The sequence below is a fragment of the Legionella sp. W10-070 genome, from assembly GCF_900640175.1.
Lineage (GTDB): Bacteria > Pseudomonadota > Gammaproteobacteria > Legionellales > Legionellaceae > Tatlockia.
Genome location: NZ_CAAAJC010000030.1, coordinates 1 through 22735 on the forward strand (window position 1 = coordinate 1; position 22735 = coordinate 22735).

Genomic DNA, 22735 nt, shown 5'->3' on the forward strand with positions numbered 1-22735 from the left:
TGTTGTTCCTGTACCAAGCACTTCTTACTCCATTAAAATAAAAAAGCTCTTAAACAGCATTATAAGAGCTTTGTCAATAAAAACTTAGGGCCAATTGGAAGCTTTATGCGCGGGATCCACGCAAACCACACGAAACTAATCATCCTCTTGACAAGGTTTGAGACTAGATTCCGCGCATAAAGCGCGGAACGTAGGCTCTGGCTCCAATTGTCAACAAACCCTAGTCATATCGCTCACCAAATATGGCCCTTCCAATACGCAAATACGTGCTTCCTGCCCGGATGGCAGCGATTAAATCATCACTCATCCCCATCGATAAAGTATCCATGGAAAGATGCATGGCTGAATTTAATTCAGTGACAAGGGTTTTCAAGCGTAACAGGCTTTCATACTGTTGCTGTTCCTCAGAATGAGGTTTGGGAATAGTCATTAAGCCGCGCAATTTCAATCGGGGTAAATTCATGACCGTTGCGGCAAGTTCATAGGCTTGTTGTGGTTTTATGCCAGACTTGGTTTCTTCATTATCAAAATTTATCTGCAGACAGACATTCAGGGGAGGTAACTCCTGCGGACGATTTTTTTCAAGTAAGACGGCTATCTCTGGACGGCTTATACTGTGAACCCAGGTAAAGTGTTGAGCGATATGTTTAATCTTGTTTCGTTGTATAGAACCTATAAAATGCCAGCAGATAGGCCACGCATGCAAGGCTTTCATCTTTATAAGCGCTTCCTGCAGATGGTTTTCACCAAAATCCCTCAATCCCGCATCAAAGGCTTCCTTAATGTTATCCACTGAATGCCCCTTGCTTACAGCTAATAAATGAATTTCCTGGGGCGCTCGTTGGTAATATTTTGCCGTTGAATTAATAAGCGCTTCAATTTTATGGATTCTCTGGGCAATACTCATCTCAGTTACTGTCAAAATAATGAAAGATACTAACTATAACGCAAAATCTGCTGATCTTGCTCTTAATTCTCCATTTGCGTTAAGCTCAACGCAGACAACCTCATGGAATGTTATGGATATTGCAGAACTTTTATTGCTGGCTACCAGCAATGGCGCTTCGGATTTACATTTGTCTGCAGGCTTGCCGCCAATGCTGCGTATTGACGGGGAGATACATAAAACTGATTTACCCGTTCTTGAACATCAACAAATCAACACCTGGCTTGGTGAGTTAATGAATGAGGAGCAGCACAAAATCCATCAGAAGAATTTTGAAACTGATTTCTCTTTCTCATTTGCCGAGTTGGCGCGTTTTCGGGTGAATACCTTTATGCAGGCAAGGGGGGCGGCTGCTGTATTTCGTACTATTCCTGTCGAGGTTCCTACGCTGGAGAAACTGGGTTTGCCATCGGTACTTACTGCGGTTTCTGCTTATACCAGGGGGTTAGTGTTGATTACTGGTGCTGCTGGCGCAGGGAAAAGTACGACATTAGCGGCAATGATTGAGCACATTAACAGGACGCGTTGCCAACACATCCTGACTATAGAGGATCCCATAGAGTTTATTCACCATTCCAGGCACTCGTTAATTAATCAACGCGAAGTTTACCGAGACACACGGGATTTCAATGCCGCCTTATGCGCTGCCTTGCGTCAAGACCCCGATATTATTTTGCTTGGGGAATTAAGGGATTTGGCAACAATTCGTCTTGCAATCACCGCAGCAGAAACAGGCCATCTCGTGCTGGCAACCCTTCATACTGATACAGCAACAAAGGCGATAAATCGGTTGATTGACGTGTTTCCTGGTGAAGAGAAGGCTATGGTGCGTTCAATGCTTGCTGAATCCTTGCAAGCAGTAATAACCCAGAATTTGATCAAGAAAACAGATGGCGGGCGATTACCGGTAGTAGAAATCATGCTTTGTAATGCTGCCATTCGCAATTTGATTCGTGAAGACAAAATTGCGCAAATGTATTCGGTAATACAAACAGGGGCAGCTCAAGGGATGCAGACTTTTGATCAACATCTGATGCAATTAGTTAACAAAAATTGGGTTAGTAAGGAAACAGCAAAGGCGATAGCGGTCAATAAAGCCCTGTTCTCGGGGTGTGATTAAAACGGCGGTTGGTGTTAATAAATAGTAGTACCGTTTCCATTTAGTTTTGACAGGTTGTTTGTCATTCCCGCAAAGGCGGGAATCCATTTTTAAGGCGCTCCGTGCTATATCCTGCATGGATCCCGGTCTTCGCGGGGATGACAAGAAACAGAACAATTTGCACAAGACAACCTGTCAAAACTAAATGGAAACGGTAGCAGTTGCTCTGGTTGAATAAACAATCGATAACCAAGTAACAGAGCTCTTAAATGTTAGTTAGACTTTTCTTAGGACAATTGGTAGCCTGGATTCGCTGGCGCTTTATCCAGGCTTTCAAGGAAAAACCGCAGTTAAAATCGCCCCATCTCGGGTATCGTTTTACAGATTGTATCAAGGCTTAATTATTTAAGCGTTTTTCTGCATCTCGATTAATTGAGCAATACCACCCTCTGCCAGTAAAAGCATCGTATTGAGCTGTTCACGGGTAAAGCTTTTGTCTTCTGCAGTGCCCTGTACTTCAATGAAATGATTTTCTTCATTCATTACAACGTTCATGTCTGTTTCAGCGAGTACGTCTTCCGCATAATCCAGATCCAAAACGGCCTGTCCACGGTAAATCCCTACGGAGACAGCAGCAACATAGTTAAAAGCAGGCATCTTACGTAGTTTTTCCCGTGATACCATCCAGGCTACGGCATCTTTTAAGGCGACACAGGCACCTGTAATGGCTGCTGTGCGGGTACCACCATCGGCCTGGAGTACGTCGCAATCGAGGGTAATTGTCGTTTCACCCAGCAACTTCAGATCGACACAGGTACGAAGGGAGCGGCCTATCAGTCGTTGGATTTCAAGCGTTCTGCCGCCTTGCTTGCCTTTGCTTGCTTCGCGTTCGGTTCGGCTGTGTGTAGCGCGGGGAAGCATGCCATATTCTGCGGTAACCCAGCCCTGATTTTTACCTTTTAAGAATCGCGGTACGCCATCAACGACTGAAGCGTTGCACAGCACACGAGTTTGGCCAAATTCTACCAATACAGAGCCTTCGGCATGTTGAGTAAAATTACGGGTTATTTTGATTGGGCGTAGTTGATTCGGTTCACGATTACTTGGGCGCATAGTTAATCCTCGACAAATAGGTGATTATAAACTTTTCAGTGGCTGTTCACCACCGTTTAGTTTAATTGCCCTTTGTATTGTAGAATACAGAGTGAATTACAATTTAAATCACTCAAGTCTATTTTTTAGATAAATGGTATGATATCACCTTGGCTTATTGCCTGGAGATCAGAAAGAGACTTGCATTTGTACAGATATAGTTTATAGTCGCGCCCACGTTGGGAGAATTTGTACTATTTATGACTCACAGTATGACCGCTTTTGCCAGGATAGAGCGACAGCTTGATGCCGGCGTTTTTTGTTGGGAAATTAAATCAGTTAATCATCGTTACCTGGATGTTTCCTTTCGTCTTCCGGAGGCTTTCCGTTTTCTGGAGGCGTCTTTGCGCTCATCACTACGTGGCAAGATTACCCGTGGCAGGTTAGAATGTCAGTTGAAGTTTCAGGATGCCTCTTGCGCTGAATCATCCATGCTTGTCAATGAGGGATTGGCAGATGGTTTAATCAAGGCAGGCAATCAATTAGCCGCAACCCGATTTCTGGCTAATGACTTATCATTAAGCACTGTTTTGGCCTGGCCTGGCGTTTTGCAAGTGAGTCAGCCTGATCTGGAAATAGCAGCCCAGCAGGCTGAGCAGTTATTCCAGGAGGCTTTAACCCAGCTTTTAGCGATAAGGAAAAAAGAAGGGGAATCGCTAAAAGTCCATATTAAGGCGCGTTTGGATAAACTTAAAGAACAGGTTAAGCAAGCTCGCCAGCAAAGCGCGTCGGTTGCAGGTCAGGTAAGGGATAAATTATCTACCCGGTTAAATACGCTGCAGTTAGAGGTTGATAATTCAAGAATAGAGCAGGAAATTGCGTTAATACTGACACGGCTGGATATCAGCGAAGAACTGGATCGGTTGCAGATTCATGTTGATGAAGTAAGCCGTGTATTGGACAGCGACGAAGCGACAGGCCGCCGTTTGGATTTTTTAATGCAGGAATTGAATCGGGAAGCAAATACACTGAGCTCCAAATCAGATTCAGTTGCATTAATCCAGATTGCTGTTGAAATGAAAGTATTAATTGATCAAATGCGTGAGCAAATTCAGAACATAGAGTAGAAATTATGACTACTTCTTATACAGGCAACTTAATCATCGTTGCAGCCCCCTCAGGCGGCGGCAAAACCAGCTTGGTAAAAAAACTGGTTAGTGAGACCGATAATATTGAGGTATCAATCTCTCATACCACACGCCGCGTACGACCGGGTGAGAAAGAGGGTGTAGACTATTTTTTTATTAACGAGCAACAGTTTTTAAAAATGGTGGCTGATAATGCTTTCATTGAATATGCAAAGGTGTTTAATCACTACTATGGAACTTCTGTGACGCAGATTAACGCGCGGTTGCAGTCGGGCATCGATGTGGTTTTAGACATTGACTGGCAGGGTGCGCAGCAAATCAAGCGACTTTATCCTGAGGCTGTTTCTGTTTTTGTTGTTCCCCCTTCGCTGGCTATTCTTAAGCAACGTCTTTTAGACAGGCGTCAGGACAATGAAGAAGTGGTTGCAGGCCGTATGAAACGTGCACAGGATGAATTAAGTCATTTTAATGAGTTTGATTACCTTATCGTCAATGATAGCTTTGATAAGGCTGCTTCCGAATTGCAGGCAATTGTACTTGCTAATCGCTTGCAAATGAAGCGTCAGGCAGTACAACAGGGTAAACTACTATCTTTCCTATTATCATCGCAGTAAAATGAAGCTTTTGCTGTGGAAGGGGTGTGGTTAAAAGTATGGGTTTCTCGACTGACTTCTTGTCGTTTGTTGGCGAGACGTAAGAATTATCGACAATAAAGCCTCTTAATCGCACCTATTAGAGTGAGTTAAGTTACCGTTGATTCAGAATAAGTAAATTTCTGATATATTTAATAATAAAGGTCAGAAACGATGGTATTTATGAATTAACGAAAGACCCTTAACTACCGTTGGCAATATACTATTAGTTTTCTGGAGGGGGATGTTTATGGCACGTGTAACCGTAGAAGATTGTTTAGAGCATGTAGCAAATCGTTTTGAACTGGTGATGGTCGCGACCAAACGCGCCCGCGAGATTGCGGTACGTGGCGAGCAGCCTCTGGTAGAATGGGAAAATGACAAACCTACCGTCGTGGCACTTCGCGAAATTGCTGAAGGACTGATTAAGCCCGATATTCTTTACAAGGACTAACAGTCAGAGTTCTTTTCTGATACGTTGGCTGACAGCCCTGCTGTTCTTGTTACCAAGCTTGTTAACTTTATTTCATTAGACATAGAAAATCTGTGGTTTATCGATGGAAAAAAGCGGCAAATGAAGTTTACATTACCAGGAGGCTTCCAGCCTGAAGATGTTTTTGGCGGTAGTTTGAGGGACGGGAGTGTTGCGTGAGCTACTTTAAGGAGCTTGATGAAGAGCTTAAATGTTACCTTGAGCAGCCGCTGATTGAAAAATGCTATCAGGCTTATCTGGTGGCAGAAAAGGCACATCAAGGGCAAATGCGTCGGTCAGGTGAGCCCTATATAACTCATCCGGTTGCGGCTGCCTTAATTTTGGCTCGAATGCGTCTCGATCACCAAACTATCATGGCAACGTTGCTTCATGATGTTGTCGAAGATACCTCCATCTGCAAAGAAGACCTGATTCAGCAATTTGGAGAAGAGGTCACTGCTTTAGTTGACGGTGTTACCAAGCTGACCAAAATCAAATTTGAATCCCGGGCTGAGGCGCAGGCTGAAAACTTCCGTAAAATGGTTTTGGCGATGGTAAAGGATATAAGGGTTATCATCGTAAAACTTGCCGATCGCTACCACAACATGCGCACACTAGGCGCCATGCCTGCAGTCAAGCGGCGGCGTATCGCCATCGAAACACTTGAAATTTACGCGCCAATTGCCAATCGTTTGGGTATGCATGCGATTTATATCGGGCTGGAAGATTTAGGGTTTCAGGCACTTTACCCGATGCGTTATCGGGCGATTAAGTCAGCAGTCGAAAAATCCCGTGGCAACCGACGGGAACTAACCCAACGCATTGAACAGGATTTGGCTCAGGCACTAAAACAGCTTAATATCCCCTATGAGCACGTTTTCGGCAGGCAAAAGCACTTATACAGTATTTATCGCAAAATGCGGCAGAAGAAAGCCTCTTTTACTGAAATAACTGATGTGTTTGCATTTCGAGTTATCACCGAGGATATTGATTCCTGCTATCGGGTGATGGGTGCGCTGCATCGTACTTACAAACCGGTTCCTCAGCGCTTTAAAGATTATATTGGCATCCCCAAGGCAAACGGCTACCAATCGCTGCATACCACCCTGTTTGGTCCTTATGGCGTGCCGTTGGAAGTGCAAATTCGCACCCGGGATATGGATAAGGTGGCGGAAAATGGGGTGGCCGCCCATTGGATCTATAAGTCTTCCGGTCTTGAGGTCAATGAAGCACAGCTGCGCGCCCGTGAATGGGTACAGCGCTTATTGGAAATGCAACGAAGTACCGGGAGTTCTTTGGAATTTATTGAAAACGTTAAGATTGATTTATTTCCCGATGAAGTTTATGTGTTTACTCCCAAGGGGCATATTATGGAATTGCCAAAGGGAGCAACACCGGTTGATTTTGCTTATACGGTTCATTCTGGTGTCGGTAACAGTTGTGTTGCTGCAAAGGTTAATCGGCGCCTGGTGCCGCTCAGCATTCCACTGACCAATGGTCAGACAGTAGAAATCATTACTGCTCCTGGCGCTCATCCCAATCCGGCCTGGTTGAATTTTGTGGTGACCGGAAAGGCGCGCAGCAATATCCGTCATTTTCTAAAAAGCCAGCAGCATGCAGAATCCATTGTCCTTGGCAAGCGCTTGTTGGAACAGTCTCTTGCTGAACTTTCCAGTGATTATGCCAAAGTACCGCCTGAAACACTCCAGGCTTTGCTTCATGATTTAAACTACAAGTCAGCAGATGAATTGCTTTATGCGATTGGCATTGGTAATCAAATGCCGATGGTCATTGCCAAGCGTCTGGTTATTAGTCAGGAAAGCACGGAACTTGAGAAAGCCACGACGAATAAGAGCCGTCCCTTAGCCATCAAAGGTACTGAAGGGATGGTTGTCCATTTTGCCGATTGTTGTCAGCCTATTCCTGGTGATAACATTGTCGGACGTTTTCAGCAAGGGCGTGGAATTATTGTTCATGCCAGCGATTGCCCTAATATCAATCAAGGCCGGAGCAAGCCGGATCAATTGATTTCTTTACGCTGGGATGAGCAGGTACAAGGTGAGTATTGGGTGGACATCACGGTAGAAGTCGCTAATCAGCGAGGCGTTCTGGCGGCATTGGCTACCGCAATTTCTGAGGCGGAGTCAAACATAGGCAATATCAATGTTGATCCGCGTGATGGCCGCCACAATGCAGTCACATTTTCTATCAGTGTGCGTGACAGAACGCATTTGGCACGTGTGATGCGTCGTTTGCGAACTAACAAGGTAGTAATGCGTCTTTACCGTAAAAAGCAGGAGAATAATTAATGCAACCGATTCATAGTGAACAGGCACCAGCAGCTATTGGCACTTATAGTCAGGCGATTCGCTGTGGCGATACCGTTTATCTATCAGGGCAGATTCCTCTCGATCCTGAAACCATGCAGTTATGCAGTGATGAAATCCGCACGCAGATAAACCAGGTTTTTGATAATCTGGCTTCTGTTTGTGAAGCAGCGGGAGGCAGTCTTGCCAAGCTTGTCAAGCTCACTGTCTATCTCACTGATCTTAATCATTTTCCTTTGGTGAATGAAGCGATGAACCGTTATTTTATTGAGCCTTATCCTGCAAGGGCGGCTATCGGTGTCAGCGCTTTGCCTCGTGGTGCTCAGGTTGAAGTTGAAGGGATCATGGTGCTGTCATCATCCAGATAAAACGTGAATAATAACCAATACGCCAAAACAGGGCGTTTTATGTTTATTGTTGCCTGGCTCATTTTTTTTGGCCTGCTGTTTTGGTTTTTCCACTACTACACCAGTGCAGAGGAAGGGACGTATGAGGTTAATCATGGCACGGTTACCATTACGCCTGATGGCAGAGGCCACTATTATATTGATGGGACAATTAATAATTATCCGGTGAAATTTATGCTGGATACCGGTGCGACCCTGGTCGCCGTTCCTCAAGGTGTCGCAGAAAAAATGCGTTTGCGGGGACGTTATAGCGTGACGATGGAAACTGCAAGTGGCAAGGTCACTGGTTCATTAGCCAGGGCAGAGGAATTATCGTTTGCCGGTTTTACATTACGTAACGTCAAAGTGGTGATTGTACCTGGAGCAGATGAAAGGCTCATTTTATTAGGCATGAATGTGTTATCGCAATTTGAGTTGTCGCAAAAAGATAAGCGTTTAATTCTGAGAAAAGAATAGCTATTTTATTATCAATATTGCTATATTTAACCTCAGTTCGGAGTTTTTATGCTTTATCAACTGCGTCAAGCCAACGGTTATTTTGTTAAAATCAAACAAAAATGCTCGCGTTAGCGCTGCTAGCACTGTGCTTTTTGTTTGATTTTATTAAAGCCGGGTTGGTGGTAATTGAATGGTAGCCTGGATGGAGCGTCAGCGAAATCCGGGAGCGGAGCTTGATAATAAACCCATACCCCGGATTTCGCTAGCGCTCCATCCAGGCTACTACTCAAGGAAAAACCGCAGTTTTAATCGTACCCTTTTATTTGCTGATAAAGCATAAAAACGCCAAACTGGGTTCTATTGAAGTCATTTAAGTCTTCATGTTGTGTAAATTAAACGAGTCGGTATGAGTATAATTTCTTTTCATAATGTCACCTTAAATCTCGCTGGAAATCGCTTGCTTGATGCAGTGAGCTGGCATATTCAACCCCAGGACAGGATTGCTCTGGTAGGGCGAAATGGGGCGGGTAAATCCTCTTTATTGCGTTTGCTGCAGGGTGAACTGGTTGCTGATGGCGGCCAAATAAACAAGATAAGCGGCCTGCGTATTGCCGGCTTGACTCAGGAAGTCCCCTTGACTGCCGGAGAGACAGTTTACCATTTTCTGGTTAAGGGATTAGGTGAGATTGGTGAAACCCTGGCTCAGTTCCGTCTCTTGTCAGCGGGTAACGAGATGACGCAACTGGCTGCCTGCCAACAGCAGATGGATAATTTACAGGCATGGGATTTATTGCCGCAGGTTGAAATGATGGCAAGCCGTCTTGGGCTTGATCCTGATGTTAAAATGAGCCAGCTATCCGGGGGGATGAAACGCCGTGCGTTATTAGCGGCAGCGCTTATCGCAGCGCCTGATTTATTATTGTTGGATGAGCCTACCAACCATCTGGATATCAATGCAATTGAATGGCTGGAGTCTTATTTAAAATCCTACCGCGGCAGTTTATTGGTGGTTACCCATGACAGGGCCTTCCTGGAGCAGGTGGCGAATCGCATCGTAGAGGTCGATAGGGGCAAGCTTTACAATTATGATTGCAATTATGAATCCTATCTCGACAGGCGGGAAGCACTGCGTTTGAGCGAACAAAGGCAAAATGAACTGTTTGATAAACGTCTGGCAGAAGAGGAAGTCTGGATTCGTCAGGGAATTAAGGCAAGGCGCACCCGTAATGAGGGGCGTGTTCGTGCCTTAAAGGCGATGCGTGAGCAGTATAAGGCACGCAGGGAGCAACTTGGCAAGGTGCAAACCCTATCACTCGATGTCTCGCGCTCAGGCGCTTTGGTGCTTGAAGCCGAGCATCTGAATTACAGTGTTAATGGTAAAAGTCTGATCAGCGATTTTTCCTTGTTGCTTACCCGGGGTGATAAGATTGGTATCATTGGCCCTAATGGCTGTGGCAAAACAACCCTGATAAGGCTGCTACTAGGGGAGTTAACGCCGGATTCAGGAACCCTGCGTCATGGCACCTCATTAGAGGTAGCCTATTTTGATCAGCTAAGGCGCAATCTTGATGAGCAGCAAACGGTGATGGCTAATGTAGGCGAAGGTGCCGATTATGTCACCATTAACGGCAAGCAAAAACACGTGGCAACTTATTTGCGGGAGTTTTTGTTTCCGCCGGAGCGCTTTAATCAGACGGTGGAAACCCTCTCCGGCGGTGAACGAAACCGCCTGTTGCTGGCTAAATTATTGGCTAAACCGGTCAATTTGCTGGTTATGGATGAACCTACCAATGATTTGGACATTGAAACCCTGGAATTGCTGGAAAATTTACTGATGGACTATCCGGGTACCCTGTTGCTTATCAGCCACGATCGGGCCTTTATCAATCAGGTGGTAAGCAGTGTGCTGATCTATGAGCAGGATTGTCAATTTAATGAATACCTGGGCGGCTATGATGATTACCGGCTGCAAAAAAAGCAGCGTGAAACAACAACGCTTGCCAAACCGCCTAAACGCAATAAAAATATCGCCAAACTGAGTTTCAATGAGCAGCGGGAACTGGCTCAATTACCGCAAAAAATTGAAGCCCTGGAAGAGAAAATTGCCCAATTACAGGAAAAAATGGCCAGTCCTGATTTTTATCAGCAGGATGCCGAGCGCATTGCCACTTGTAATCAGGAGCTTGCGGCGGATGAGCAAACCCTTGCGCAACTCTATGCGCGTTGGGAATTTCTCGAAGAAAAAGGGTAAGCACGATGATTTATACTGTGGCGCTAGTCGTCTTTTTAGGTTCAATTACGGTCTTTTTTACCCAGGAAATTGCCAACGTACTAAAAAAGGTATTTGCTGCTCCTGGAATGCCAGTGGTTATTCCCCTATTGCTGGCCTCTTCCCTGATTGCCTATTATGAAGACTGGGTGGTTTGGGGATTACTGGCAATCAAAACGCTATTGCACCGTATGGCATCGCTTATCGCTAGTTGGTTACCGTTTAACGGTGCGCTGCTTGTGGCCAACATTCTAGTGCTGATGATTTGCTCTGTTTTGCCGGTAGCTGTCGCTAATTTCTGGGTAAAGCATAAACGTTTTGAGTCGTTTAACCACGCCTTTTTTATCAATATGCTCCTCTGGCTATTACTCACCATCCTGTTGACGGTGAGTTACAGTTATTCCTGAATTAATGGGTCTGATTTTCTCCCAACCGATAAGGATAGCCCTCGCGGCATTGTTTATAGGAATAATAAACATAAGCAGGGTTACTCGAATAGCTGTAATGCGTTGCCTCATAATTACAACAGGGCATCTTGCTCATAAAGCAGCCGCGTTTTGCCTTCCATATCCAGCCGTTAGGACTCTGGCAAAGTGAACGCCCGTCCATGCAGACATAACGCGGACGATCAGGCTTGTTACCGATGATACAGCCTTGTTGATGAGCAAACAAGGCTCCTGAAAACAGCAAGATACAGAAACAAATTCCCTGTTTCATATTATTGTCCAATCGCTTGCTATACTGTTAAAAATAGAAATAAGTTTTACGCAAATCAAGTCTTCTGCAAAATTTTAGTAAACTTTAATGAAGGCTTAAGAATTTAAGTTTAAAATAAATTCATTAGAATTGTTGGAGTGATCCATGACAAAAAACAAAGATTTTTTAACTGCCTTGCAAAGCCAGAATTTAGAAACACATAAAGGGGCTGCTTACAAAGATGCTCTGGATGGAATGCTTAAGGTTGATCCTGTTGCCGAACCAGATAAATTTAGAACCGCTATATTTGATAAGAAAGATTTTTGGAGTGGTCTGAATGGACTGGATTTATCCGGTATAAATAACGACGAAAGTTTTTTGGCGGCAGATGGGGCAAATAACCTTAGTAGTTGGAGGACTTGGGCTAATAGAGATCCGCAGCCTACTCAGACATTTAGCGTATTTCGTCAATTAGCTGCAGAAAAAAGAATCACCCTGGGGATAAGTGCTTTAGCACTCGATGATGCTGATAGTGAACAATTGCTAAAAGCCATCCTTCAACCGCCAGCTGATGCTACTCAAGTTAGAGGAGTAATTGCTTCTGCTGATGAAAAGTTTTTTGGCAATTTCGCCAATCATCCAGGATGGGCTCCTGATACCGAAACTCTGCTAACAAACGATGCAATCAACAATATTAAGGAAGCAGCAAAAACGAGATTACAAGCCCTTGCACAAGAAAAAGTTAATCAGAAGTTAAAAGATGCGAGTGAAGCCCAGTTACAGGACATTATCAAAGCGTCAAATTTCTCGGAAGTAAGAACCCAGCTAGCTACTTTAGCTACCGAATTGGCAAGTTATCCAGCCTGGGATGTGACAACTGGGGATGTTATTCTTGATGGTACAGCAGGCAATATTCAAAAGCAGGCTCAACAGTTATTACTCCTACAGCAGATTAAAAAGTCTAATAATTTGCTACTTATTGATCTATTAAATGCAGATGATGCAAACAAGATGATCAGCGCAGTTGAAGCACTTGGAATACCTCATGATGTGGCTGTTAAGATAAACGATCCTGCTGCTGACCATCTGAAAGAAGCACGCGAGGAAGCCTTTCTTCTCGTGGCAAAAAATAAACTTGCCGCTCTCAATAGTGTGGCGCTTGGAAATATAGTGAATGGAAATATTAATGATGTGGTGCAGGGTGCTAAGGATTTACTTGGTTCCAACGCGGCACCAATCGACAACTTATTTGGCGGCAGTCTGGATACACCATTTTCAAAAATATTCCGTGCTCATGCTGCCATTGAAAAACATATCAGAGATAACCAGGAAATCAACTTATCGAAAGCAGGGTATGACGGGTTAAAAGATAAGATAAATAACCCCGATGCCATTGATCTAATTAAGGATCTGCCCGCTAAAGATAAGCAAAATTTCCAGGCGAAGATGGTTGAAAATTTGGTAAAGAACTATCCTGCTGATAAACCGCTTGCAAATTTAGAGCAGCTTGCAGGAGCCAGAACTATTAATCAATTTAATACAGCGCTTACAGGATTGGGAGTGACTGCTCAGGACTGGGTAAGTCAGGACTCAATGAAAATCGTACAAAAGGCGGCTTGTACGAATGCGTTGAAACATGAGATAGCAAATTACTCTCAATTTAAAAACCGTCCACATTTGGTTGCCTTGGTTTCTGCCTTGTCTTTGGAAATGCAACAGGCATTGTTGAGGAATCCTCAAGCCCTTCGCTCCTTGATGAATGTACAAAGCGACGAAAAAGATACAGAAAAAAAGAAAACCGAGCTCAGGGCTAAAATAAACTTTATTCTTGCTGGCAACAGCGGAATCAAGGATGACGCATTAAACACGTTGGCGATAAATCTTGCTGAAGAGAATAAGGGGCTTGCGGCTTTTAATAACATTGCCAACCCTGAAGTGGCCAGGATTCTTGCTGATTTTACCCCAGCCATTAATTTAGATCAGACGATGATTGATAATATTAACAATGTATTGTTAAATGCTGCTCCTAATAACTTCGATCCTCCACCAGGATCTCTAGAGTATGCGCAGCGAGTTGGAGCGATTGCTGCGGCAATAAATCAACCTGCAGATGCCTTAGTATTCACTGCTTTTGGGCTTACAGGAAATGATAATACTGCAACATTAGAACCTAAGAATGGTGGAGTAATTAGCAACAAAGTAAAAACTCAACATGATTTCAATCAATATTTAATTGCAGCATATGCTCCATCTCCATCTGCTTCTGATAAAGCGATTCTCCAACAATTGATGGCTCTGCCCAAGAAAAAAGCCTTCCCCAATGAGATAGAAAAAATAGATGGTGCTATAGCTGCCTTTAAAAAAGCACCTACTTTAGCTGTTTTTATAAAGGAACTAGAGAAATCTCCTTCTGCAGCTGGTGTTTTCGATGCCGAAGCGATTAAAAAACAACTAACCCCTGAAGCCTTTCAGGCAGCCAAGATTGCAGCGGGCAAAAAGGCCTTTGAGGTCGCTAAGACTGCTCCAGATATAGAAACAGCAGTAAAAGCGTTGATCAAAGCGCAAAAAGCTGAAGTCAGGTCCTATATTGACCGCCATAATGAGATAGAGGAAACGGACAGGGACGTTCGTGACCAGATACTTTTTCTTGGCACTAATGATAAGGCTACAGATTTACTTAATCCAATTTTTGAAGCCACTGCCAAAGAGAGGGCAGAAAGATTAGCCCCTCTTTATCGAGATGTAGATGAGATAAGCAGTTCCATGATGCAAGTCTTTTCCCAGGAGCTTAAGGTATTAGAGGCACAGCAGGCGAGCTTGTCTGATCTTGATATTCCAGCGGCTAAAGAAGCAATTGCTGCACGTCGTAAAGAGTTGGCAGCTCAAATCGAGCAGGCAGAAAATGGGTATCAGCATTATAAGCAAATCCATGATAAGCTGCATGGGGAAGCCGGTATTCTGGAAGTTCTTGAAGCTGCCAAGGCAGGCAGGGCGTCGATGAAGATGCTTACCGGCCATATAAGAAAAGTGACTTCTGCCAATGACTATGATCTTTCGGAAAAAGCAGCTTTGCTTAGGAGCGCGGAGGTTGATCAGGTTCCTGGCGTATCCTCTGACGTCAATTCTATAACGATTAATACTCCCGCCCCTCTACTCTACTCCAGGGATGACAAAGATATACTTGAGCCTGGAAAGCTAAGAAGGCACTCTGTTGCATGTCAAGTTGGTAATAAAGAGTATACGGGAAGTTATCTGGAAGAGCGCGGCGCAGGAAATGTGAAGCCAGAGAAAAGAGGAGACAGGGTTGAATTTAATCCCAGTATGGCTTACACCGTTTCAAACAAACCTGCCGATGCCATGGGTAGGTTCATTTTGGCAATGGAGATGGCAGGCAATCTCACTAAATCGTTAAGCCGCCCACCAACAGAGCAGAATCCAATTGTTATCTCAGAAACTGATCCTGAAATGGCTAAACATATCTGGACTGCGTTCATGATCATTGGCAAATCTGATCCTAATATGAAATTTGATAACCGACACATTAAGTGTACTGCGGGTTTTAGGCCGGAACAAAATGGATTCAGGGCTCGAAAGTGGCCTAAATACAGTGAAAGCTTCGCTGAAACTTCGCTTTTTGAGCAAGTAAAAGAACAAGCTAATTGTCAGCAAATCATCGCTGCAGTTCTTACACCACTAGAAAAGGTTAATGAGGATAAATTCGGTAAAAAGGATGCAGCTAAAACAGAGGAGCAACAAATTATTAAGGCTGCTGAGAAAGTTGGCAGCACCATGAAAGATAAACTGGAGGAGCTGAAAAGAGGGACGTCTGATGCGCCAGCAGCAGTGGAAGAAGACTTGCCTACTATCTCCAGAGGTCCTGGCACGTAGATAAAGGAATAAATACAGAGGATAATAATGAATAATAATTTGCCTGTTGGCGTGTTTGACTCAGGGATGGGGGGCTTGACCGTACTTCGAGCCCTGAAAACGAACTTAAGGCATGAATCGTTTATTTATTTAGGTGACACAGCACGTCTGCCTTATGGGACCAAAAGCCAGGATACCGTGCAGCAGTATGCCTTGCAGATGGCAAAAGTGTTAGTGGAGCGGCAAATTAAAGCCCTGGTTGTTGCCTGTAATACCGCCACTACCGCCGCCTTGCCCCATCTGCAGGCCATTCTTCCTGATATCCCGGTTTTAGGGGTTGTAGCGCCCGGTGCCTCTGCTGTGGTGGCGGCAACTAAAAATCACCGCATTGCCGTATTGGCGACTGAAACAACGATAGCCTCCAATGCTTATCAGCGTCTAATTTGCGAAAAACTACCCCAGGCTTCCATCAGTGCACGAGCCTGTAGCGTGCTGGTTGCACTGGCAGAAGAGGGGATGGTTGATAATGCCATTGCCAAAGAAGCATTGCGGCATTATTTGGCTGGTTTCACTGAAGAAGATACCTTGCTTTTGGGTTGTACCCATTTTCCTGTATTTAAATCCTTATTAAGGGAACTGCTGCCTGCGGGAGTGACCATTGTTGATTCAGCTGAAGCCACGGCACAGTCATTACATCAGCTTCTTGCCAAGGCTAATTTGCTTAATTTAGCCTCCTCTGAAGAGGGTACGGTTAGCTACCTGGTGACTGATTCGATTAGACGCTTTCAAACGGTAGGTGAGATCTTTCTTGGCGAACCGCTAAAACCACAGGATATTGACTTGGTGGATGCCTGCGGGATCCTTTAAAATGAGGAATGAGGCCAATGGTGCAACGATTCAACTAATCCATGTTTGACGGGGTTAAAATGAATGTAATTCACGTGGTTGTCAAAGTCTGCTTCATCTCTGATGGTATGTTCCCAGAATCGACGTTGCCAAAGACTATATTCATTGTGCCTTGTTTTAACCAATGGTAAATCTGTCTTATTTAGCGATTTTGAGAACAGTGCTTTTATTTTTTTCCATCGCTGAGAGTAATTTGAATCCCCTTGCGGTAATTGCCAAATCATATGGAGATGTTCGGGTAAAATCACGTAGGCTTTTATTTGAAAGGGGTGTTGCGCTTTAACTGTCTGAACCGCCTCTTTAAGCAGGTTAATTTTCTCTACCAGCAAGCCTGATTTTCTATTTCGCAAGGTCACAGTAAAGAAAAATGTTCCTCCTGGAACGAGACTTCTTCGATAATTCCCCAATTCTTTATTTCCTTTCGATGGTTGGATTTAAGGATAATAATTGAAGGATTGATATAAATAAACCTTGATTACGCTATGCTTCATCAAGGCTACGCTCAAGCCTTGCTGAATTTTGCAAATACAAGCATTGTACCCAGACGATGTGGGATGGCAATGATCATACTATACTGCCTTACCGAAGTACGGTATGCTCGGCTGCGATACCCTAATAAGGAATTAATGTAATGAAAGAGTATGAATTCCAACTTAAAGATTATCGACGCTAGTCTATAAAGAGCGAAAATGAAATGTCTGAGAATCAACTCGCTCAAATAAAAGAGATATTGCCAAATTTTCCCTATGCGGCTGGTACTGAGTGGGTTGCCAGGTTTTTTACAATTTTGTCCGGATAATATGGATAAGAATATTCTCTTTTTCGCGGCTAATGCTTTTGATGGATTCGGTAATACGATGCTTGGCGTTGCCTGTGAATATGGGTACTCAGTAGAAGCAGTACAAAAATTAATTGATATGGGAGCCCTATTGGATACTCCGGATCAGAAGGGTAAACTTGCTCTTCATTGGGCAATGGCTAATAAAAAATCACATGATGAGCGCAGGGAATCAGTAGACGTGGTTAACTGTTTGCTTGAGAATGGCGCAAGAACAGAGACTCATTACGATAAGAAAACTCTTTATGGTTATGCTATAAGTCGAGGTTTTCATGTGGCAGCACAGTTGATTAAAGCGCATGAAAAATCCTTGAAAGAGGGTAAGTTATGTAAAGACAGGCTCTTTAGCCAGCCTGCTTCATCCTCGCTAAAAAAGCTTGACTCAGAAATTGAAAATAGCGAATCCCTTTCTCTTCGCTAAAATGAACAAGGTATTATGAACAATCGTAAAAAAATCAACTGTCCAACTTGTGGTAAACAAGATACCTGGAACCTGGCGAACCAATACAAGCCTTTTTGCTCTGATCGCTGCAAATTAATCGATTTAGGCGAGTGGGCTAGTGAAAGTCGAAAAATTCCAGGAGAGCCTATTTTTTCTGAGGATAGTAGGGATGTTATCTGATAAATTTTTAAGTCATCAATGGTTTATCCATAATTGATTCTTGAGGGTTTATCAGTTGAATAGCGCGATTGACGCGAAGCAAAGCCTCTTGCAGTATTTTATCAGTTTTACCTAAAGAAGCAGGAAGAAATCCTTTAACAACGAGTGCCTTATTAGTCTCAATAGCTTGTTCAAGAGCCGCCTTACAAGTTCCTAATTGTTCAGTTGTTAAGTTTTCCTGTGTTTTAAGCTCATCTAATGTCTTTTTGATTTCACTTTTAGCTTGTTTGATACAATTTAATTTGTCACCATTTGACACCGTATCAAACAATCGCCGGAAAAATGAGTGCTTGTGATTGATAAGATGCTGCTCGAACATCTTATCGATTATTTCCAATTCATGCTTGGAAAGCCTCTGATTTGAATAAGTGTTTTCCTTAATTCCATCAATAGAGCGGATTGGTCTAACTGCAAAAAAATGACGGTTCCCATGTTTATAATAATCGGTATATTGTAGTTGTGTTCCTGGGTTATAAAGGAATTCTTTTTCTGATCTGTACCTGGATATTGCTTCGACTTTTTTCCCAAGAGTATTCGAGACTTCATCTTCATAAAACACAGTAAAGGTATTAGCATCTCTTTTAAAACTGTTATTGCCACTTGTGCTTAAAAATCCTTTCTCAAATGATGGTTTTTTCGTTCGTAAAGATTCCAATCGACTTTTAAAAAAATTGAAATTAGGGCTTGTAAATTCTTTACGGTAATTCACACTCGGCTCGTGGTGAGCTGTATCAGCATTTTTTAACGTAGTTCGTGAAAGTCCATGTGCAGCTATAGCTGTGCTTAATAATATTTCAGGAATGAGCTTTTTTAATTCATCTGGAGACGTTTTTTGTAAATGTTCTGATTGACCTTTCGTTCGTAGGAAACTCTGAATAAAGGAATAAAAATCAGAAGAATATACTGTGACACCAAGCTTTTCAGCATAATGAAGATGAGAACAAATCCCTTCCTTGTCTAATTGTTCGTAATCAGCAGGGGATGGTATTATTAGGTTGTTATTAACTGCTAATTGGGGTTTATAAAGGGCTTTTTGGGTAACAAAATCAGCATATTTTCCCAAATGCTCATCCGTAAATGTTATGTGTTCAAAATCAGGATCATTCAGTAAAATTTGGGTTACATTAAAATAAATACTGTCAATAGTAATCTCTAATTCATCAAGAGCATTGTAGGAACACTCAATTGATTTATAGTCTGTTAGCAAAGTGTGTAGCAATTTCTCCAAGGTGATACTGGCATTATTTTTAAGTCTTGGACCTTGCGTAGGATTCTGGGGTATTTTTTTATCCAGAACATTGAAGAAAAAGTTAACTCCTCTATGATCGGATACTTGTTTAAAACCTTCAGGATGATGCCATTTGGCTAATACAAGGCATTTTTTTAAAGGCAAATTACCATTTGTGTCGTCATATATTTCTATAATTTTTCTAAGGAAATCTCTTTCTGCATAAAGACTTCCAAGGTTGCCATAATTCCATAGTGCTTTGTCAATTTCAGTTTCGATTTTAGATAGTAGTTTTTTAATTTCCTTATATCCAGAGGGAAAAGCAGCTTCTTCAGATTTTTTTGATGGATGAGATTCCTGTTTACAGTAAGAAGAAAAACTCGCTCTAAGATGAGCATCACAAAGTTTTAATCTGATATCAAATTGTTCTTTAGCAGTCTTACTTACAGCTTCAGAAGTCTCACATTTTTTTATCATTTCTCTTAGAATATCTCTCAAATAATATTCTTTATTCTGGAAGATAATTTTGGTATCTTGTTCGATACAAGCTTCTAAATGAGCCCTGTCATAAAAAAGATGTATTACTTTCCCGTCAAGAAGAGCCTCTTCTGAAGAAAGAAATTGACTAATAAAATGGTCGATTGTAGTAGGGGGATCGATAACAATAGCGTTTAAATGAATGCTATAGTTTATTTTTAGAATACTACAAATTGTTTTAAAACCGTAGATGCTTTGTTGTCTTATGTCATCTGGAGTGTAAGTGGGCACAAACAAGAGTGCATCCCCTTTATTGTCTCTTTTTAGGCTTCCAATAGTATCTTCAATTGATTGAAACAATTCACTCAATGGTTGATTCTTTTCAGCCTTAAGCTGAAATCGTTCATCTTCTGTTGATATTCCAAGCTCCATCGCAGCTTGTTTAATATTGTTAATTATTCTTTTGGTATTTTCTTCAAATCTCTTTTTCTGATCCTGGTATTGTTCACTACTATATTGAGGTTCATTGTTAGGCATTAGCTGAATAGTATCTAAGCCTTCGTTAAAACCATAGAATAGAGCAGCAGCGAAGCTGATATAACCTGAACTGTTTCGCCAAATGCCAATTTGACTCTTAGGCAGGTTAGTTGTACTGGCATGGATTGATAAAATCCCTGTTATTGTTTCTGGTGTGAGTAAATCAGCAATCCTTTTATCGAGTAATATTTTTCTATTTAGTGCAGCACTCCCATAAAAACTCTGATTAAAATAGTCCTTGTTACAAATTTTTTGAATTTGTTTAATGTTTTTCAGAACTTCTGGACTAATCTCCAGCGTTTGATCGCTTAAAGGAAATTTCTTGCGCATTTCCTTTAAAAGAAGTGATAATGCAAACCCCATGATAACACCCAACCCATTGGCTTCGCTTTGTAGCTATTTTGATCTATACATTAATTGTACAATAGTCACATTATGCAATTATTAAGAATCGTTGCAAATTAATTGAGCGGGCTAGGTGCACTAGATGATTAAAAATAGAACATTATAATGGATAATTAGGTTCAATCACCATTTAAATTGAATAAAATGAAAAATTCCTTAAACTGTCTTATTTCTCAATTTCAACGGAATGGTTGGTAAATGACAGCGCGTTATGAATTAACAGCGGAACAGTGGCGTAAATTAGAGCCATTACTTCCTAGGAAAGCAACCGATAGGGGTCGAACAGGCACAGATAACCGTTTATTTGTAAATGGGTGTTTATGGGTGATCCGCAGCGGAGCAATGTGGCATCACTTACCGGAAAGCTATGGCCCATGGAAACGGACGTATAATCGTTTTCGGCGCTGGGCTCATGCTGGTATATGGGAAAAAATATTTAAAGTTCTTCTGGCAGATAGCAAAAACCGTTACCGCATGATAGACAGCAGTATTGTACGAGCACATCAGCATGCAACGACTGGAAAAGGTGTAAAAAAAACTCGACTGTGGGGCGAAGTCGAGGAGGATTAAGCACAAAAATACATCTTGTCACAGACGGGACGGGCAAGCCGGTCAAGCTTCAACTGACAGCAGGACACACTGCTGACTGCACCCAGGCTGAGTCTTTGCTGGAGGAGCAAAAGCAGATGCTGTACTGGCAGACAAAGGTTATGACACTGATGGTATTGTTCATTATGTTAAACAGAGCATGAAGGCAGCAGCTGTTATTCCTCCAAAACGGAACCGCATTGTACAGCGCCAGTATGACAAAGATACCTACAAAATGCGAAACCTCATTGAGAGAGCATTTAATCGATTCAAGCACTGGAGAAGAATCGCTACTCGATATGACCGTTGTGATTCCATTTTTATCTCGTCCATTGCTCTTGCTGCCATTGCTATTTGGGCATAGTTAAATGGTGATTGAACCTAGAATAATAATTGAAAAAAATATGTAGGTTGAGCCAAGACCCAACATTCGATGGCACGACATTCGAGAGTTGTTGGGCCAAGGCCCAACCTACAAACTGCAGACGAAATGTCACGGCCCTCGCAGAAGAAAGTGCCGGATTGCATTGGCATTCCGGCTGGAGATGAGAAAAGGGTTATCACTTGAAGGACTTGCTAACCAGAGCTGGTTCATCTTTAGTCGGCTGAGGGTGTATTTCGCGTTGGTATGTAAAAATGCCTTCAGGATTGAAACAACTTTCTTTTGTCTCAACCTTTTTTAGTTTAGCTTGGTTGAAAGCTCTGATGGCATCTTTTGTTTGATCTAAATCATCTTTCGTCCAAGTATCTTGTTTAGTTGCAGTATTTCTTAATGTATCTCTGGAGAAAGATTTAATTTGATCTGTAACTTGATCAAAAGGAGCTTGAACAGGTTTAATTGAGTCAGCTTCAACATGTTGTAATTTGTTTACTACATTTTGAGCAATTTCAGGAAGAATACCATTTGCATATAGATTTTTTATTTTTGGCAAAGGATTTTGGTTTAATACGAGTGTGGAATGAACTTCCTGAATTATCTTGAGGGCTTCCTCATCAAGAGGATTTTTTTCACTTACCCCCATTGCCTCTTTAAGATTATTATATAAAACACTCCGTGAAGGATCCGTCCATCTTGAGGCAATGGGAATCTTCTTAAGAACTTTAGCACGATAACCTTCAGTATAATACTCATCTGTCTCAATCTCTTTCTTAATAGCAAGATAGGTGTCAAGCACTATAGCTGCCTGATAGGTTTCCAATTCTTCTTGATTATTAAATAAAGCAGGCTGTAAATCTTCGGCAGTATGGAGTGCTGTCTCAATTTTTGCTAAGTGTTTCTGTCGATGCGTTGGCAATTTACTCACCTCACCAACTCCATGTGCATCTAACAATTTCTTGGTAAGGGCGGTGAGATTTGCTTCTAAGACTTCAAGTTTAGGGAAGGTAAATCCAGGCATGTTGTGTCTCCTCATTATCCATAATTATCGATTGGTACAACAGCTACTAAGATCTATTTTTAGTAACGGTTTGCCAGTTTAAAGGAAAATTTGATGCCCGTCATCTCTTTATTTTGAGGAGAAAGCAAATGTTATTCAGAATTGAAAGCGGTTCGCTATGGGTGTTAATTTTAATCTCTGCTCTGTTAAAGTTTTAGAAAAGTTTTATACTAGGGTTTGTTGACAATTGGAGCCAGAGCCTACGTTCCGCGCTTTATGCTTCCAATTGGCCCTAAGTTTTTATTGACAAAGCTCTTATAATGCTG

The 22735-nt window shown here is 42.4% G+C and carries 20 protein-coding genes and 1 pseudogene; 15 read left to right on the forward strand and 6 right to left on the reverse strand.

Translation table 11 applies throughout. The features are described 5' to 3' along the window. Positions 1-220: 220 nt before the first annotated feature. On the reverse strand, positions 221-907 hold the full coding sequence (locus tag E1O65_RS11100) for a YggS family pyridoxal phosphate-dependent enzyme (RefSeq protein WP_133133673.1): 687 nt from the start codon (positions 905-907) through the stop codon (positions 221-223). A gap of 112 nt (positions 908-1019) precedes the next feature. Here E1O65_RS11100 and E1O65_RS11105 point away from each other — a divergent pair, with 112 nt between their 5' ends. Beyond that, the gene (locus E1O65_RS11105; protein ID WP_133133674.1) at positions 1020-2066 is read left to right on the forward strand and encodes a type IV pilus twitching motility protein PilT; all 1047 of its coding nucleotides are present in this window, start codon (positions 1020-1022) and stop codon (positions 2064-2066) included. A gap of 384 nt (positions 2067-2450) precedes the next feature. On the opposite strand, the gene rph is transcribed toward E1O65_RS11105, so the two are convergent. After that, the gene (rph, locus tag E1O65_RS11110) at positions 2451-3158 is read right to left on the reverse strand and encodes a ribonuclease PH (RefSeq protein WP_133133675.1); all 708 of its coding nucleotides are present in this window, start codon (positions 3156-3158) and stop codon (positions 2451-2453) included. 239 nt (positions 3159-3397) lie between these two features. Between rph and E1O65_RS11115 the strand changes: the two genes are divergently transcribed. From E1O65_RS11115 to E1O65_RS11150, 9 genes are all read left to right on the forward strand, one after another. Further along, a complete protein-coding gene (locus E1O65_RS11115) occupies positions 3398-4264 on the forward strand; it encodes a YicC/YloC family endoribonuclease (RefSeq protein ID WP_133133676.1) in 867 nt (288 codons plus the stop codon). Positions 4265-4269: 5 nt separating this feature from the next. After that, positions 4270-4899 (forward strand): guanylate kinase, encoded by a 630-nt coding sequence (gene gmk / locus E1O65_RS11120; protein ID WP_133133677.1) that lies wholly within the window; start codon positions 4270-4272, stop codon positions 4897-4899. A 268-nt stretch (positions 4900-5167) separates the two neighbouring features. After that, positions 5168-5371, forward strand: coding sequence for a DNA-directed RNA polymerase subunit omega (gene rpoZ, locus E1O65_RS11125; protein WP_133133690.1), 204 nt, complete (start codon positions 5168-5170; stop codon positions 5369-5371). Between the two features lie 194 nt (positions 5372-5565). Beyond that, complete coding sequence (gene spoT / locus E1O65_RS11130) at positions 5566-7698, forward strand: bifunctional GTP diphosphokinase/guanosine-3',5'-bis pyrophosphate 3'-pyrophosphohydrolase (RefSeq protein WP_133133678.1); 2133 nt, start codon at positions 5566-5568, stop codon at positions 7696-7698. Further along, positions 7698-8084 (forward strand): RidA family protein, encoded by a 387-nt coding sequence (locus tag E1O65_RS11135; protein WP_133133679.1) that lies wholly within the window; start codon positions 7698-7700, stop codon positions 8082-8084. The genes spoT and E1O65_RS11135 overlap by 1 nt, the downstream gene beginning before the upstream one ends. A 3-nt stretch (positions 8085-8087) precedes the next feature. After that, on the forward strand, positions 8088-8579 hold the full coding sequence (locus E1O65_RS11140) for a retropepsin-like aspartic protease (protein ID WP_165474961.1): 492 nt from the start codon (positions 8088-8090) through the stop codon (positions 8577-8579). A 172-nt stretch (positions 8580-8751) separates the two neighbouring features. After that, a complete protein-coding gene (locus E1O65_RS12605) occupies positions 8752-8901 on the forward strand; it encodes a hypothetical protein (RefSeq protein ID WP_165474962.1) in 150 nt (49 codons plus the stop codon). A 66-nt stretch (positions 8902-8967) separates the two neighbouring features. Next, positions 8968-10812 carry a ribosomal protection-like ABC-F family protein gene (gene abc-f, locus E1O65_RS11145; RefSeq protein ID WP_133133680.1) on the forward strand — a complete coding sequence of 615 codons (1845 nt, stop codon included), beginning with the start codon at positions 8968-8970 and terminating at the stop codon, positions 10810-10812. A 5-nt stretch (positions 10813-10817) separates the two neighbouring features. After that, a complete protein-coding gene (locus tag E1O65_RS11150; protein WP_133133681.1) occupies positions 10818-11237 on the forward strand; it encodes a hypothetical protein in 420 nt (139 codons plus the stop codon). A 1-nt stretch (position 11238) separates the two neighbouring features. Here the strand turns inward: E1O65_RS11150 and E1O65_RS11155 are convergent, their stop codons facing one another. Further along, positions 11239-11547: a hypothetical protein gene (locus tag E1O65_RS11155; RefSeq protein WP_133133682.1), complete on the reverse strand. Its 309-nt coding sequence runs from the start codon at positions 11545-11547 to the stop codon at positions 11239-11241. A 144-nt stretch (positions 11548-11691) separates the two neighbouring features. Between E1O65_RS11155 and E1O65_RS11160 the strand changes: the two genes are divergently transcribed. Beyond that, positions 11692-15414, forward strand: a complete 3723-nt coding sequence (locus E1O65_RS11160; protein ID WP_133133683.1) for a hypothetical protein — start codon at positions 11692-11694, stop codon at positions 15412-15414. 27 nt (positions 15415-15441) lie between these two features. Next, positions 15442-16260, forward strand: a complete 819-nt coding sequence (gene murI / locus E1O65_RS11165) for a glutamate racemase (RefSeq protein ID WP_133133684.1) — start codon at positions 15442-15444, stop codon at positions 16258-16260. On the opposite strand, the gene E1O65_RS11170 is transcribed toward murI, so the two are convergent. Beyond that, the gene (locus E1O65_RS11170) at positions 16257-16706 is read right to left on the reverse strand and encodes a transposase (protein WP_133133685.1); all 450 of its coding nucleotides are present in this window, start codon (positions 16704-16706) and stop codon (positions 16257-16259) included. The genes murI and E1O65_RS11170 overlap by 4 nt on opposite strands. 393 nt (positions 16707-17099) lie before the next feature. Here E1O65_RS11170 and E1O65_RS11175 point away from each other — a divergent pair, with 393 nt between their 5' ends. After that, on the forward strand, positions 17100-17558 hold the full coding sequence (locus E1O65_RS11175) for an ankyrin repeat domain-containing protein (RefSeq protein WP_133133686.1): 459 nt from the start codon (positions 17100-17102) through the stop codon (positions 17556-17558). A gap of 15 nt (positions 17559-17573) precedes the next feature. Then, entirely contained in the window at positions 17574-17759 is a 186-nt protein-coding gene (gene yacG, locus E1O65_RS11180) for a DNA gyrase inhibitor YacG (RefSeq protein ID WP_133133687.1), read from the forward strand. A gap of 7 nt (positions 17760-17766) precedes the next feature. On the opposite strand, the gene E1O65_RS11185 is transcribed toward yacG, so the two are convergent. Continuing rightward, positions 17767-20403, reverse strand: a complete 2637-nt coding sequence (locus E1O65_RS11185; RefSeq protein WP_133133688.1) for a hypothetical protein — start codon at positions 20401-20403, stop codon at positions 17767-17769. Positions 20404-20643: 240 nt separating this feature from the next. Here E1O65_RS11185 and E1O65_RS11190 point away from each other — a divergent pair. Further along, positions 20644-21397, forward strand: a pseudogene (locus tag E1O65_RS11190) (IS5 family transposase). A gap of 196 nt (positions 21398-21593) precedes the next feature. Here E1O65_RS11190 and E1O65_RS11195 read toward each other — a convergent pair. Beyond that, positions 21594-22430, reverse strand: a complete 837-nt coding sequence (locus E1O65_RS11195; RefSeq protein ID WP_165474963.1) for a hypothetical protein — start codon at positions 22428-22430, stop codon at positions 21594-21596. Positions 22431-22735 lie beyond the last annotated feature (305 nt).

Bases quoted from the DNA above. Each gene is read 5' to 3' on its own strand.
- E1O65_RS11100 (WP_133133673.1), bottom strand. From the start codon at position 907: ATGAGTATTGCCCAGAGAATCCATAAAATTGAAGCGCTTATTAATTCA.
- E1O65_RS11105 (WP_133133674.1), top strand. From the start codon at position 1,020: ATGGATATTGCAGAACTTTTATTGCTGGCTACCAGCAATGGCGCTTCG.
- rph (WP_133133675.1), bottom strand. From the start codon at position 3,158: ATGCGCCCAAGTAATCGTGAACCGAATCAACTACGCCCAATCAAAATA.
- E1O65_RS11115 (WP_133133676.1), top strand. From the start codon at position 3,398: ATGACTCACAGTATGACCGCTTTTGCCAGGATAGAGCGACAGCTTGAT.
- gmk (WP_133133677.1), top strand. From the start codon at position 4,270: ATGACTACTTCTTATACAGGCAACTTAATCATCGTTGCAGCCCCCTCA.
- rpoZ (WP_133133690.1), top strand. From the start codon at position 5,168: ATGGCACGTGTAACCGTAGAAGATTGTTTAGAGCATGTAGCAAATCGT.
- E1O65_RS11135 (WP_133133679.1), top strand. From the start codon at position 7,698: ATGCAACCGATTCATAGTGAACAGGCACCAGCAGCTATTGGCACTTAT.
- E1O65_RS12605 (WP_165474962.1), top strand. From the start codon at position 8,752: ATGGTAGCCTGGATGGAGCGTCAGCGAAATCCGGGAGCGGAGCTTGAT.
- abc-f (WP_133133680.1), top strand. From the start codon at position 8,968: ATGAGTATAATTTCTTTTCATAATGTCACCTTAAATCTCGCTGGAAAT.
- E1O65_RS11150 (WP_133133681.1), top strand. From the start codon at position 10,818: ATGATTTATACTGTGGCGCTAGTCGTCTTTTTAGGTTCAATTACGGTC.
- E1O65_RS11155 (WP_133133682.1), bottom strand. From the start codon at position 11,547: ATGAAACAGGGAATTTGTTTCTGTATCTTGCTGTTTTCAGGAGCCTTG.
- E1O65_RS11160 (WP_133133683.1), top strand. From the start codon at position 11,692: ATGACAAAAAACAAAGATTTTTTAACTGCCTTGCAAAGCCAGAATTTA.
- murI (WP_133133684.1), top strand. From the start codon at position 15,442: ATGAATAATAATTTGCCTGTTGGCGTGTTTGACTCAGGGATGGGGGGC.
- E1O65_RS11175 (WP_133133686.1), top strand. From the start codon at position 17,100: ATGGATAAGAATATTCTCTTTTTCGCGGCTAATGCTTTTGATGGATTC.
- yacG (WP_133133687.1), top strand. From the start codon at position 17,574: ATGAACAATCGTAAAAAAATCAACTGTCCAACTTGTGGTAAACAAGAT.
- E1O65_RS11185 (WP_133133688.1), bottom strand. From the start codon at position 20,403: ATGGGGTTTGCATTATCACTTCTTTTAAAGGAAATGCGCAAGAAATTT.
- E1O65_RS11195 (WP_165474963.1), bottom strand. From the start codon at position 22,430: ATGCCTGGATTTACCTTCCCTAAACTTGAAGTCTTAGAAGCAAATCTC.